Origin of the sequence: Enterobacter roggenkampii, from assembly GCF_001729805.1 — a bacterium.
In the GTDB taxonomy this organism is placed as follows: Bacteria; Pseudomonadota; Gammaproteobacteria; order Enterobacterales; family Enterobacteriaceae; genus Enterobacter; species Enterobacter roggenkampii.
On record NZ_CP017184.1, the window covers coordinates 3,093,095 to 3,106,534 of the forward strand.

Consider the following 13,440-nt stretch of genomic DNA (forward strand, 5'->3'; position numbering starts at 1 on the left):
TTTTTTTGCTGCCTTTTTCAGAGGCTTGAGAGAAAAGCGTAGCTTAAAACGGCGGAATTAACCGTCAAAATGCCTTTTTAGCATAAGGTAAGACGCCTCCCCCGCAGGACGGGGGGAGGCAAAGGAGGGAAAGGTTACAGCAGCTCGAACTCGCCTTTATTCACGCGGGCGGAGTCCACGCCGATAAAGACGTTAAACTTGCCCGGTTCCGCATCGTATTTCATCTGCTGGTTCCAGAACTTCAGCGCATCCACGTCGATCGGGAAGCTGATGGTTTTGGTTTCCCCCGGCTTCAGCGTGACCTTCTCGAAGCCGCGCAGCTGTTTCACCGGACGGCTCATCGACGCGGTGACATCCTGCACGTACATCTGGATCACCGTAGCCCCTTCGCGCTTGCCGGTGTTGGTCACCTCAACGCTGGCGGTGACCTTGCCGTCACGCTTCAGGGTCGGCGCCGACATTTTCACGTCGGAGACCTTGAAGGTGGTGTAGCTCAGGCCGTAACCAAACGGATAGAGCGGGCCGTTAGCTTCGTCGAAGTAACGAGAGGTGTACTTGTTCGGCTTGTCGGCGTTGTACGGGCGACCGGTGTTCAGGTGGCTGTAGTACACCGGGATCTGCCCGACGGAGCGCGGGAAGGACATCGGCAGCTTGCCCGACGGGTTGTAATCGCCAAACAGCACGTCGGCGATGGCGTTACCGCCTTCGGTACCGGCGAACCAGGTTTCCAGAATGGCGTCAGCCTGCTGGTCCTCTTTCACCAGCGCCAGCGGACGACCGTTCATCAGCACCAGCACCAGCGGCTTGCCGGTGGCTTTCAGGGCGGCAATCAGATCGCGCTGGCTCTGTGGAATGGTGATATCGGTACGGCTGGAGGCTTCGTGCGCCATACCCTGCGCTTCACCCACGACCGCAACAACGACGTCAGACTGCTTCGCGGCGTTCACCGCCTCGTCAATCATCTCCTTCGGCGTGCGCGGATCGACCTTCACCGCTTCCTCGTACTGGTTGAGGAAGGTCACGATGTCTTTATCGTTGGTGACGTTCGCCCCTTTGGCGTAAACCACTTTGGCGTTTTCACCGACGGCACTCTTGATACCGGTCAGCACGGTCACGGACTGGTCAGCCACGCCCGCGGCAGACCAGCTGCCCATGACGTCGCGCTTGCTGTCGGCCAGCGGACCCACCACGGCAATGGTGCCGGATTTTTTCAGCGGCAGCGTGTCGAGGCGGTTCTTCAGCAGCACCAGGCTTTCGCGCGCGACGTCACGCGCCTCTTTGCGGTGCAGGCGGCTTTCGGCATTGGTATCTGCCGGGTCGGAGTCTTTCGGACCCAGGTGGCTGTACGGATCGTTAAACAGCCCCATGTCGTATTTCACGTTCAGCACGTGACGGGTGGCATCGTCCAGCTCCGCCATCGTCACCTTGCCGCTCTTCACCAGCCCCGGCAGGTACTTGCTGTAATACTCGTCGCTCATGCTCATGTTGATGCCGGACTTGAGCGCCACGCGCACCGCGTCTTCCGGATCGGAGGCGGTACCGTGTTTGATCAGCTCTTTAATCGCGCCGTGGTCGGAAACGGTGATGCCCTTAAAGCCCCACTGGTCGCGCAGCACGTCTTTCAGCAGCCAGGAATCAGAGGTCGCAGGCGTGCCGTTCAGCGAGTTCAGCGCCACCATCACCGCGCCGCTGCCCGCATCCAGCCCTGCCTTGTACGGCGGCATGTAGTCGTTGAACAGGCGCTGCGGGCTCATGTCGACGGTGTTGTACTCTTTACCGCCCTCCACCGCGCCGTAGGCCGCAAAGTGTTTGACGCTGGTCATCACCGAGTAGCGGTCCGCCGGGCTTTTGCCCTGCATCGCTTCCACCATGGTTTTACCCATCGTGGAGGTTAAATACGTATCTTCACCAAAGCCTTCCGAGCCGCGGCCCCAGCGCGGATCGCGCGAGACGTCCACCATGGGCGCCCAGGTCATGTTCAGGCCGTCGTCCGCCGCTTCATAAGCCGACACGCGCCCGACGGTTTTCACCGCGTCGAGGTTAAAGGAAGACGCTAAGCCGAGGCTGATGGGAAAGACGGTACGCTGGCCGTGCACCACGTCGTAGGCAAAGAACAGGGGAATTTTCAGGCGGCTGAGATCCATCACCTGGTCCTGCATCTTGCGGATATCCTGGCGGGTGACGGTATTAAAGATGGCGCCTACCTGCCCGTCTTTGATCATCTCGCGGATGGCCTCTTTCGGGTTATCCGGGCCGACGCTGATCAGACGCAGCTGGCCGATTTTCTCATCGACCGTCATTTTCTTGAGCAATTCCGTGACAAACGCGTCCCGCGCTTCAGGCGTGAGCGGGTGATTGCCAAACAAATCCTCTGCCAGCGCAGGTTGCAGCGCCAGGCTGACGGCGACACCTACAGAACATAGCCATTTCATGTCGTTTTACTCTCTCATCAATAACCGCCGGACGATCTCGGCCATACCGTGCGAAAAGCGCAGTGTGCCACAAACCCTCCGATCGTTGCAGGGTTATTCTCTGATTTTTCTCGTGAATACTCGACCGCTTAACAGTTAATCGCGCTATGCTTTACAGCGAGAAATTTGCCCCACCACAAGGAGTGGAAGATGTCTTCTGTTCGAACTGACGATAACAAAACCTTTATTAACGAACTGTCGCGCCTGGTTGGCTCCTCTCACCTGCTTACCGACCCGGCTAAAACCGCCCGCTACCGCAAGGGCTTCCGCTCCGGTCAGGGCGACGCGCTGGCGGTGGTTTTCCCCGGCACGCTGCTGGAGCTGTGGCGCGTCCTGAGCGCCTGCGTCGCCGCCGACAAGATTATTTTAATGCAGGCGGCCAACACCGGCCTGACCGAAGGCTCCACGCCGAACGGCAACGATTACGATCGTGACATCGTGATTATCAGCACCCTGCGCCTCGACAAGCTGCACCTGCTGGATAAAGGCGAGCAGGTGCTCGCGTTCCCCGGCACGACGCTCTACTCCCTCGAGAAAGCGCTTAAGCCGCTGGGCCGCGAACCGCACTCGGTGATCGGCTCCTCCTGCATTGGCGCCTCGGTGGTCGGTGGGATCTGCAATAACTCTGGCGGCTCGCTGGTGCAGCGCGGCCCCGCCTATACCGAGATGTCCCTGTTTGCCCGTATTGACGAAAACGGCAAGCTGACGCTGGTGAACCACCTGGGAATCGATCTCGGCGTCACGCCAGAACAGATCCTCAGCAAGCTCGACGACGATCGCGTGAAGGATGAAGACGTTCAGCACGACGGTCGCCATGCGCACGATCATGACTACGTGACCCGCGTGCGGGATATCAATGCCGATACGCCGGCGCGCTATAACGCCGACCCGGATCGCCTGTTTGAATCCTCCGGCTGCGCGGGCAAGCTGGCCGTTTTTGCGGTGCGTCTCGACACCTTCCCGGCCGAGAAAAAGCAGCAGGTATTCTACATCGGCACCAACCAGCCTGAGGTTCTGACGGAGATCCGTCGCCATATTCTGGGCGAATTCACCCACCTGCCGGTGGCGGGCGAATACATGCACCGGGACATTTACGACATCGCCGAGCGCTACGGCAAAGACACGTTCCTGATGATCGACAAGCTCGGCACCGACAAAATGCCGTTCTTCTTCACCATGAAGGGCCGTACCGACGCGATGCTGGAGAAAGTGTCGCTGTTCAAACCCCACTTCACCGACCGCTTTATGCAGAAGCTGGGCAACGTTTTCCCGGCGCATCTGCCGGAGAGGATGAAAACCTGGCGCGACAGGTACGAACATCACCTGCTGCTGAAAATGGCCGGAGACGGGATCGCCGAAGCGCAGGCCTGGCTGACCGAATTCTTTAAAACCGCCGAAGGGGATTTCTTTGCCTGTACGCCTGAAGAGGGCAGCAAAGCCTTCCTGCACCGCTTTGCCGCCGCAGGGGCCGCCATCCGATATCAGGCGGTACATTCTGAAGAGGTGGAAGATATTCTGGCGCTCGATATCGCCCTGCGGCGTAACGACACCGAGTGGTTTGAACACCTGCCGCCGGAAATCGACAGCAAGCTGGTGCACAAGCTCTATTACGGTCACTTTATGTGCTATGTCTTCCATCAGGATTACATCGTCAAGAAAGGGGTCGATGCACACGAACTGAAGGAGCAGATGCTCGCCCTTCTGCGCGAACGCGGCGCACAATATCCTGCGGAACACAACGTCGGACATCTTTATAAAGCCCCTGACGCACTTAAGCAGTTTTATCGCGCGAATGACCCTACAAACAGCATGAATCCCGGCATCGGTAAAACAACGCGGAAGAAATACTGGAAAGAGAGCGCAGACGCGGAGCGGCACATAACGCAAACGTCTGATTAATTCCTACAGCCAAATTTGAGAGATTGTTAAGCGCTCCTTAATCGTAATAGAGTAACCGCTTATCGCCGGAGAAACGTTTCTCCGGCCTTCGATAAGAGGAGCAGGCACATCATGTCGGCTATTGATGTTTTATCCGAGACCGAGCTGGAAGTGCGCGACGCCCGTCCCGATGATGTGCATGCCATTGCCGCGATCTATGCCTGGCATGTGCTTCACGGGCGCGCGTCATTTGAAGAAGTCCCCCCGACTATTGACGAAATGCGTCATCGCATGAAAAGCGTGGCGGAGAACGGTTTACCGTGGCTTATCGCGCTGTACCGCGGCATTGTGGTGGGCTACTGCTATGCCACCCCTTACCGACCGCGACACGCCTACCGCTATACCCTGGAAGAGTCGATTTACGTGGATGCCAGCATCACCGGGCGCGGTTTTGGCACGGCACTGATGGATGCGCTGATCGCACGCTGCGAGCAAGGGCCGTGGCGGCAGATGATTGCCGTGGTAGGAGATGGCAATAACAATGCCGGCTCGTTACGTCTGCATAAAAAACATGGTTTCGTGATTGTCGGTCAGCTGCGCAGCGTAGGCTACAAGAAAGGCGACTGGCGGGATACGGTGATTATGCAGCGCCCGCTCAACGATGGTGACTGGACGCTGCCGGAATAAACGCAAAACGGTAACCTGGGTTACCGTTTTTAGTGTTTGTAGGCCGGGTAAGACAAAGCCGCCACCCGGCGCTGACAGACGGCTCAGTCGTTCTGCGCCGTCGCCATCTGCTCCGCTTTCTGCTTTTTATACGTCAATGCCGCGGCCGGGACAGGCTGCACTTTTCCTGTTTCAATCCAGGTCCGCAGGCGGCTCGCGTCGGCGAAGTGCGTATATTTGCCGAAGGCATCCATCACTACCAGCGCCACCGGTTTACCGTTAAATACGGTGCGCATCACCAGACAGTGTCCAGCCGCGTTGGTAAAGCCGGTTTTGGTTAGCTGAATATTCCAGTTATCCCGGTATACCAGATGGTTAGTATTGCGGAACGGCAGCGTATAGGCCGGGTTCGCAAAGGTCGCCATCTCTTCGCGGGTGGTACTGAGCTGACCAATCAGCGGGTACTGTTTGCTGGCAATCAGCAGTTTCGTCAGATCGCGCGCCGTGGAGACGTTGTTGATCGACAGACCCGTCGGTTCAACATAGTGCGTATTGTTCATCCCCAGCGCTTTGGCTTTCGCGTTCATCGCGCGGATAAACGCGTCGTAGCCGCCCGGATAGTGGTGCGCCAGGCTCGCCGCCGCACGGTTTTCAGACGACATCAGCGCCAGCAGCAGCATATTTTTACGGCTGATCTCACTGTTCAGCCGCACGCGGGAGTAGATCCCTTTCATCTCCGGCGTGTGGCTAATATCCACTTTCAGTTTTTCGTCCAGCGGCAGATGGGCATCAAGCACCACCATCGCGGTCATTAATTTGGTAATTGAGGCGATCGGTCGCACCAGGTCCGGATGGCTGGCGTAAATCACCTTATTGGTGTTGAGATCGACAATCATCGCGCTGCCGGACGCAATTTGCGGCTGAGCAGCAGCGGTGGTCACCGCGGGCGTTTTGGCGACGGCCGGTACGACTGCGGACGCACCCAGCAACAGCGCCAGGCTAAGTAAAGAGACTCGGAATTTCAGCATGGTGAGACTTCTGATAATTATTCACGCACGTTATGACGTACACCGCCTGGGTTGTTGGATAAACACAGGCTGGCCTCGGCATCATAGCCGTCAGCGGGCGTTGTCGCCAGAGGATAATCGTGAACGGATGCTGCATTGCTGGCATTTACGCCAGCAATGCAGTGAACTCAGAAGAGACGGTATCCATAACCCCAAAGAATCACCGTCAGCGCCAGGAGCGCCTCCAGCACCAGCACCCCGATGGCGAGCGTTGAGCTCGAGAAGCTCAGCCCCTCTTCTTTATTGATATTCAGGAAGGTAGGAACCCCCAGATACAGCAGATAACCGGTGTAAAAGAGGGCAATGGTACCGATCAGCGCGCACAGCCAGACCAGTGGATAGAGCGCAACAATACCGCTTAAGAACAGCGGGGTCGCGACATACCCGGCAAAGACCATACAGTGCGCCAGCGATGGACGCTGCGGATAGTTACGCGCCATCCAGTGAATGACGCGCCCCATGACCGCCACCCCCGCCAGCATCAGGCCATAAAAGATGATGGCAAGATAGAGTCCGGTAAACCAGGAAAGCTGAACCACGGTGCCGTCACCGAAGTTCCAGCCGATTTGTGTCGTTCCGATAAAAGCGCATATTACCGGCACAGCGGCCATCAGCAGCACGTGGTGCGTGTAATGATGCGAGACCGTTTCGTTCTCACTTTTAATGACATGCATTTCACGATCGGGATGGGAGAAAAGTCCCCAGACATGGTTCATAGCGCCCCCTTGTTGTCGGCCCGTCAGCGATACCTTAAGTATAATGCAGGCTTTAGATTATTTTATGTACAGTGGGAAATTTCCGTTGATTTCCCCGCCGTTGATTCAAGGGGTATATGATTAAACGAGGCACGCAGAGGGAGAAAACCGTTACGTAATGGATATTAACGCACTCATTGAGCAATATGGCTATGCCGCGCTGGTCATCGGCAGCGTGGCAGAAGGTGAAACCATCACGCTGTTAGGGGGCGTCGCCGCGCATCAGGGGTTACTGAAGTTCCCGCTGGTTGTTGCCGCGGTCGCGCTGGGCGGGATGATAGGCGATCAGCTGCTCTACTTTCTGGGGCTGCGCTTTGGGCCCACGCTGCTCAAGCGTTTCGCAAAGCATCAGAAGAAAATCCGCCGCGCTCAGCGGCTCATTCAACGTCATCCCTACCTGTTCGTTATTGGCACGCGCTTTATGTATGGCTTTCGCATTATCGGGCCGATACTGATTGGCGCCAGCCATCTGCCGCCCAAAATTTTTCTGCCGCTCAATATTGTGGGCGCGATTGCCTGGGCGCTGATCTTTACGACGCTCGGTTATGTAGGGGGCGAAGTGATTGCGCCCTGGCTGCATAATCTCGACCAGCACCTGAAGCACTGGGCGTGGTTGATTCTGGTGGTTGTGGCGGTGATTGCGGTGCGACTGTGGCTGAAGCACCGTGAAAAGACGCGGGATGAGGAGTGAGTGCGGCCTGATGCCCTCACCCTAACCCTCTCCCACAGGGAGAGGGAACTAAAAATACCCTCTCTCACAGGGAGAGGGAAATCTATCCCTCCGGCTTAAACTGCGGGTTCGCCAGCATAAAGCCCCCGTCGACGATAAACGATTGCCCTGTTGTATAGCTGGCGTCGCTGTCACACAGCCACGCCACCAGGCTGGCAATCTCTTTCGTGTGGCCCGGCCTTGCCAGCGGGATTTCCGGCATGGAGCCTTCCTTCACTTCGCTGTCGTCCATGTCGTTCATCGGCGTGGCAATCGCACCCGGCGCGACGGCGTTCACCAGAATGTTGTGCTTCACCAGCTCCATCGCCATGGATTTGGTTAAGCCGCCGAGCGCGTGTTTTGCCGCCGTGTAGGCACTCGCTTGCGGCAGAGGCGTGTGTTCATGCACCGAGGTGATGTTCACAATCCGCCCCCCTTCCCCCTGCTTCACCATCTGCCTTGCGGCTATCTGTGAACAGAGAAACGCACCGTCCACGTCGACGGTGAAAATATTCCGCCAGTCGTCAAACGGCATCTCGAGGAACGGCGCTTTGGTCATCGCCCCTGCATTATTGACCAGCACGTCCAGCCGGCCAAAGCGCGCAATCAGCGTCTCTATGGCCTCAGCGCCTTCCGGCAGCGTGCTTAGATCAAGATGGACAGCCTCCGCGCGCTGCCCCTGCGCTTCGACTTCACGGCAGGTTTCCAGCGCCCCTTTCTCATCCGAGTGCCAGGTGACGCCAATATCAAACCCGCGCTCTGCCAGCATCAGGGCCGTGGTTTTACCGATCCCGGAATCCGATGCGGTCACAATCGCTACTCTGGTCATACTCACCTCCTGAAAAACTGCAAAGAGGTAAGTATAGTTAATGACCTTTTTTAGCCATGATGATAGCCACCGCCCAGCGCGGAGGTCAGCTGCAGCGTGGCGTCCACATACTGCCCCTTCAGCAGCAGTCCTTCGAGGCGCTCTTTGAGGGCCGGTATTCTGGCTTCACTGACCCGGGAGCCTGCAACGATCCCCGCGCTGAAACGCGCCTGCGCCAGCGCCACAACCCGTGCCGCATCTTTTTCAACCTGCTGCTGGTGGCTGTTTTTCGCCATGAGCGTTTCGACTTCACTGGCCGTGTGTGCCACCTGATTGACGGCCTCTACCACCGCTTTGTTGTAGTTGGCTACTGAAAGGTTGTTCTGCGCCTGAGCGATATCCAGCCCGGCGTTAAGCCTGCCGCTGTCGAAAATCGGCAGCGTCAGCCCGGCGGTCACGCCCATCTGCTGCGCGGACGAACGGAACAGATCGCTCAGATGGAGAGCATCCTGCTGTAAGAACGCCATCAGGTTCACGTCAGGATAAAACGCCGCTCGGGCGGCCTCCACTTCGCTCATGGAGGCTTCGATATACCAGTGCGCCTCCTGCAGATCCGGACGGCGTGCCAGCAGTTCATAGCCGAGCGTCGACGGTAGCGAGGCTTCCACCGTTGGCAAGGCGTGCCGCGTCAGCTTCACGGAGGAGGCGTTCGTCAGCGCGACCAGGCGCGCCTCAATGGCTTTCATTTTCCCGTTGACTTCGGCCAGCTGCTCTTCGGTTTTGCTGGCGTTGATATCCGTTTCAACGCCCTCCACGGAGGAGGTGATCCCGTGCTGATACAGCTCGCGATCGGCACCGATAATATTGTCCTGCTCATGTTTAATCTGCGCGAGGACCTCCCCCACGGCGGCCTGCGTTTGCCACTCCCAGTAGAGCCGCGCCACGCTGCTGGCCAGCAGCTGACGGGTCTGCTCCAGCTCCGCTTTTTGCGCATTCACTTTGCCAATCCGGGCTTCGACCTGCGCGCGATTTTTTCCCCACAGATCGAGATCCCAGCCTGCCGTCAGGCCAAAGGTGCCGTTGGTGTACCACGGCCCGGTTGTCCCTGCCGCCGGGTCGGTAATGGCAAAGGGCCCCATCAGCCCCTCGGCGGACATTTTCTGACGTTCGGCATCCGCTGAAAAATCAATCTGCGGACCGTCGGCAGCCATAGCCGCTTTGGCCTGGGCTTCCGCAAGCGTAATGCGCTGACGGGCAATCTGCATATCCGGCGCATCGCTTAATGCTTTCGCAATAAGCCCGTTAAGTTCCGGATCGTTATATGCTTTCCACCACTCATTTTTCGGCCAGTCCTGATGATTCAGAACCGTATTCACCGACGCCGCCGTGGTTTGCGTTTTAATGGGAGATACCGTGGCATGTTCAGGCGCACAGGCAGCCAGAATAAAAACGAAGGGAGCACTCAGAGATAAAATAAGAGAACGTTTCATGACGCCATAAACTCAAAAAATAAAGGCGCAAATTACGCTCGATTCTCTTTATTTTTTTAGTAATGCGTGGCAATGCGTAAATTGTCATAGATTTAAATATACGGAAAAGTATTCACCAAAATTATTATTTAAATTGAATTATGCAAATGAAAAATAATCAACCCGACAGGGTGAACATCCCCTGTCAGGTTGATCGCTTTATTAAACTTTCAGCGAAGCGCCTTTTGTCGCAATAACCTCTTTATACCAGTAGAAACTTTTCTTACGGCTGCGCGCCAGCGTGCCTTTCCCGCTGTCATCGCGATCGACGTAAATAAAGCCGTAGCGCTTAGAGAGTTCAGCTTTTGATGCGCTTACCAGATCGATGGGCCCCCAGCTGGTGTAGCCCATCACCTCAACGCCGTCTTCAATGGCTTCACGCACCTGCACCAGATGGTCGTTAAGGTAGCTGATGCGGTAGTCGTCCTTCACCACGCCGTCTGCGTCCGGTTTATCCTTCGCCCCGAGGCCATTTTCCACGATAAACAGCGGTTTCTGATAGCGATCCCAGAGCACGTTTAGCAGAGTACGCAGGCCGATGGGGTCAATCTGCCAGCCCCATTCGGAACTGGCCAGATGCGGGTTTGGCACCATGCTCAGGATGTTGCCGCGCGCCTGCTGGTTGAGGGCGTCGTCCGCGGTGACGCAGCCCGTCATGTAGTAGCTGAAGGAGATAAAATCGACGGTAGATTTCAGCGCCTCGCGGTCGGCATCCGTAACCTCAAGCTGAATGCCGTTGTCACGGAAGAAGCGCTGCATATAGCCCGGGTAGGCGCCGCGACACTGCACGTCGCCAAAGAATTGCCACGCGCGGTTTTCCTGCAGCGTCTCCAGAACATCTTCCGGCTTGCAGGTCAGCGGATACATCAGGCCGCCCAGCAGCATGTTGCCGATTCTGGCATCCGGGATAATCTCATGGCAGGCCTTCACCGCCAGCGCGCTGGCCACCAGCTGGTGGTGGATCGCCTGGTACACCTCCCCTTTGCTGCTGGTTTCCGGCAGACCGACGCCGGTCATCGGCGCGTGCAGAGACATATTGATCTCGTTGAAGGTCAGCCACAGCTTGACCTTCTCTTTGTAGCGCGCAAACACGGTACGGGCATAGCGCTCAAAGAAGCCGATAGTCTGACGGCTGCCCCACCCGCCGTACTGCTTCACCAGCCCCCACGGCATTTCATAGTGCGACAGCGTCACCAGCGGGGTAATGTTGTGCGCGGCCAGCTCGTCAAACAACCGGTCGTAAAACGCCAGCCCCGCCTCGTTCGGCTGCTGCTCGTCACCGTTCGGAAAAATGCGGGTCCAGGCAATGGAGACGCGCAGGCAGCTAAAGCCCATCTCGGCGAACAGCTTGATGTCTTCCGGGTAGCGATGATAGAAGTCGATGGCGACATCCTTGATGCCGCTGTCCCCAGGGACGCGCTCAACTACCGGGCCGAAGACACCCTGCGGCTGAACGTCAGAGGTGGACAGCCCTTTCCCCTCCTCCAGATACGCACCCTCTACCTGATTCGCGGCAACCGCGCCGCCCCATAAAAAATCGTCCGGGAAAGTTTTCATCACATTCTCCTGTTATTGATGACTGACGCTGAGTAACGGCGCACCGGCAATGACGGACGTTGCCGCCACGGTCGCCACCTCGCGATACTCGTCGCTGTTACTGATAATAATCGGGGTCGCCAGGTCGTATCCGGCATCGATAATCGCCTGTCGGTCAAACTCCAGCAGCAGATCGCCGGGCTGCACCTTGTCACCGACCTTCACATGGGCGGTAAACGGCCTGCCGTCGAGCTTCACGGTGTCGATACCCACGTGGATCAACACTTCAATCCCGCTGTTACTGAGCAGGCCGATGGCGTGTTTGGTCTGGAACAGCGAAGCCACCACGCCGGCAAACGGGGCAACCACTTTGTTATCGGAGGGAATAATCGCGGCGCCGCTGCCCAGCAGGCCGCTGGCAAACGTGGTATCCGGCACCTGGTCGAGAGCAAGAACGGTACCGGTCATCGGCGATAGCACATCGTTTTCGCCCGCGGAGACCACATTCTCTGGCGCGGTGTTTCCTGGCATACCTGCGAGCAGCGTCAGGCCGCAGCTCAGCACCAGCGCCACCACCGTGCCGATAATGCCTCCCCACAGCGTGGCGTCCACGCCGCCCGGCGGAATCATCTGGGCGATGGTAAAGATATTGGCGAAGCCGAAGGAGTAAACGTGGGTGTCACTGAAGCCGACAATCGCCCCGCCGATAGCGCCAGCCACGCAGCCAAAGATAAACGGACGGCGCAGCGGCAGGTTTACGCCATACACTGCGGGTTCGGTGATACCGAAAATACCTGCCGTCACGGATGAACCGGCCAGCATTTTCTGACGCGCATCGCGGGTACGCAGAAAAATGCCCAGCGCCGCCCCCACCTGGCCAAACACCGCAGGCAAAAGCATGGGCAGCATGGAGTCATGCCCCAGCACCGCCAGGTTGTTGATCATCAGCGGCACCAGCCCCCAGTGCAGGCCAAAAATAACGCAGACCTGCCACAGCGCGCCCATCGCCGCGCCCGCCAGCCAAGGTGCCAGAACGTAAATAGTCTGATAGCCGTTCGCCAGCATCTGGCTCAGCCAGGTCGCCAGCGGCCCGATAACGAGGAAAGTCAGCGGCACGGTCACGGCCAGACAGATCAGCGGCGCGAAGAAGTTTTTCATCGAGGAAGGCAGCAGCCTGGTGCTCTGTTTTTCCAGCCAGCAGCTGACCCACGCGGCGAGAATAATCGGGATCACTGACGCGCTGTAGTTGAACCACGTGACGGGGATGCCCAAAAAGGCTTCCGATACCGCGCCCGGCTGCTGGCTGGCGTTGAACGCCGCAATCATCACCGGATGGGTGAGCGCCCCGCCGATCACCATGGTAATAAACGGGTTGCCGCCGAACTTTTTCCCGGCGGTATAGCCCAGCACCAGCGGGAAGAAGAAAAACAGCGCATCGCTGGCGGCAAACCAGATTTTATGCGTGCCGCTCTCGGTCGTGAGCCAGCCGCAGACCACGGCCAGCGCCAGCAGCCCCTTCAGAATACCGGACGCGGCCAGAATGCCAATAAATGGGGTAAAGATCCCGGAGACGATGTCAATCAGGCGGCCCAGCAGGTTCCCCTTTTCGCCCTTCTCTTCCACGACAGGGGCGTCGTCGGTCAGGCCTGCTTCATTGCGCACCGCCTGCCAGACGTCATGCACGTGGTTGCCAATCACCACCTGAAACTGGCCGCCGCTTTCGACCACCATGATCACGCCCGGGTTTTTCTTGAGCCCTTCCGCATCCGCCCGTTGATTCTCTTTCAGTTTGAAGCGAAGCCGGGTCGCGCAGTGCACAAGACTGACGATGTTCTCTTTTCCGCCAACGTGGCCGAGAATATCCTTCGCTAACGCCTGGTATTCCATCTCGATTTCCTTACATCCGATGCCCGCAGGCACCTGTTGACTGAGTACAAAAATAAAAAAACCCGAGAACGACCTTCTGACGAAGGCCGCGCTCAGGTTTTGCCTGCGTGATGCAGTAACAATCCTGTTTTGAG

The 13,440-nt window shown here is 57.7% G+C and carries 9 protein-coding genes and 1 pseudogene; 3 read left to right on the forward strand and 7 right to left on the reverse strand.

Annotation, left to right across the window (positions count from 1 at the left end; all coding sequences use genetic code 11):
- Positions 1–134 precede the first annotated feature (134 nt).
- A complete protein-coding gene (gene bglX / locus BFV67_RS14515) occupies positions 135–2,432 on the reverse strand; it encodes a beta-glucosidase BglX (protein WP_039266748.1) in 2,298 nt (765 codons plus the stop codon).
- Positions 2,433–2,621: 189 nt separating this feature from the next.
- On the opposite strand from bglX, the gene dld reads away from it, so the two are divergent.
- Complete coding sequence (gene dld, locus BFV67_RS14520) at positions 2,622–4,370, forward strand: D-lactate dehydrogenase (RefSeq protein WP_069598547.1); 1,749 nt, start codon at positions 2,622–2,624, stop codon at positions 4,368–4,370.
- A gap of 111 nt (positions 4,371–4,481) precedes the next feature.
- Entirely contained in the window at positions 4,482–5,036 is a 555-nt protein-coding gene (locus tag BFV67_RS14525; RefSeq protein WP_008500902.1) for a GNAT family N-acetyltransferase, read from the forward strand.
- A gap of 83 nt (positions 5,037–5,119) precedes the next feature.
- On the opposite strand, the gene pbpG is transcribed toward BFV67_RS14525, so the two are convergent.
- Together pbpG and BFV67_RS14535 are read right to left on the reverse strand one after the other, a co-directional pair.
- Positions 5,120–6,043, reverse strand: a complete 924-nt coding sequence (pbpG, locus tag BFV67_RS14530; RefSeq protein WP_023293820.1) for a D-alanyl-D-alanine endopeptidase — start codon at positions 6,041–6,043, stop codon at positions 5,120–5,122.
- 167 nt (positions 6,044–6,210) lie between these two features.
- The gene (locus BFV67_RS14535; RefSeq protein WP_008500904.1) at positions 6,211–6,798 is read right to left on the reverse strand and encodes a Yip1 family protein; all 588 of its coding nucleotides are present in this window, start codon (positions 6,796–6,798) and stop codon (positions 6,211–6,213) included.
- A 157-nt stretch (positions 6,799–6,955) separates the two neighbouring features.
- Here BFV67_RS14535 and BFV67_RS14540 point away from each other — a divergent pair, with 157 nt between their 5' ends.
- Complete coding sequence (locus BFV67_RS14540; protein WP_008500905.1) at positions 6,956–7,528, forward strand: DedA family protein; 573 nt, start codon at positions 6,956–6,958, stop codon at positions 7,526–7,528.
- 82 nt (positions 7,529–7,610) lie between these two features.
- Here the strand turns inward: BFV67_RS14540 and BFV67_RS14545 are convergent, their stop codons facing one another.
- The 4 genes and pseudogenes from BFV67_RS14545 to bglF form a co-directional block, all read right to left on the reverse strand.
- A complete protein-coding gene (locus tag BFV67_RS14545) occupies positions 7,611–8,375 on the reverse strand; it encodes an SDR family oxidoreductase (protein WP_008500906.1) in 765 nt (254 codons plus the stop codon).
- Positions 8,376–8,425: 50 nt separating this feature from the next.
- Positions 8,426–9,844 (reverse strand): multidrug resistance outer membrane protein MdtQ, encoded by a 1,419-nt coding sequence (gene mdtQ, locus BFV67_RS14550; protein WP_069598548.1) that lies wholly within the window; start codon positions 9,842–9,844, stop codon positions 8,426–8,428.
- A 201-nt stretch (positions 9,845–10,045) separates the two neighbouring features.
- A complete protein-coding gene (locus BFV67_RS14555; RefSeq protein ID WP_025913204.1) occupies positions 10,046–11,440 on the reverse strand; it encodes a glycoside hydrolase family 1 protein in 1,395 nt (464 codons plus the stop codon).
- Positions 11,441–11,452: 12 nt separating this feature from the next.
- A pseudogene (bglF, locus tag BFV67_RS14560) lies at positions 11,453–13,418 on the reverse strand (PTS beta-glucoside transporter subunit IIABC).
- Between the last annotated feature and the right edge of the window lie 22 nt (positions 13,419–13,440).

Coding starts and splice junctions, on each gene's coding strand:
- bglX (WP_039266748.1), bottom strand. CDS start 2,432: ATGAAATGGCTATGTTCTGTAGGTGTCGCCGTCAGCCTGGCGCTGCAA.
- dld (WP_069598547.1), top strand. CDS start 2,622: ATGTCTTCTGTTCGAACTGACGATAACAAAACCTTTATTAACGAACTG.
- BFV67_RS14525 (WP_008500902.1), top strand. CDS start 4,482: ATGTCGGCTATTGATGTTTTATCCGAGACCGAGCTGGAAGTGCGCGAC.
- pbpG (WP_023293820.1), bottom strand. CDS start 6,043: ATGCTGAAATTCCGAGTCTCTTTACTTAGCCTGGCGCTGTTGCTGGGT.
- BFV67_RS14535 (WP_008500904.1), bottom strand. CDS start 6,798: ATGAACCATGTCTGGGGACTTTTCTCCCATCCCGATCGTGAAATGCAT.
- BFV67_RS14540 (WP_008500905.1), top strand. CDS start 6,956: ATGGATATTAACGCACTCATTGAGCAATATGGCTATGCCGCGCTGGTC.
- BFV67_RS14545 (WP_008500906.1), bottom strand. CDS start 8,375: ATGACCAGAGTAGCGATTGTGACCGCATCGGATTCCGGGATCGGTAAA.
- mdtQ (WP_069598548.1), bottom strand. CDS start 9,844: ATGAAACGTTCTCTTATTTTATCTCTGAGTGCTCCCTTCGTTTTTATT.
- BFV67_RS14555 (WP_025913204.1), bottom strand. CDS start 11,440: ATGAAAACTTTCCCGGACGATTTTTTATGGGGCGGCGCGGTTGCCGCG.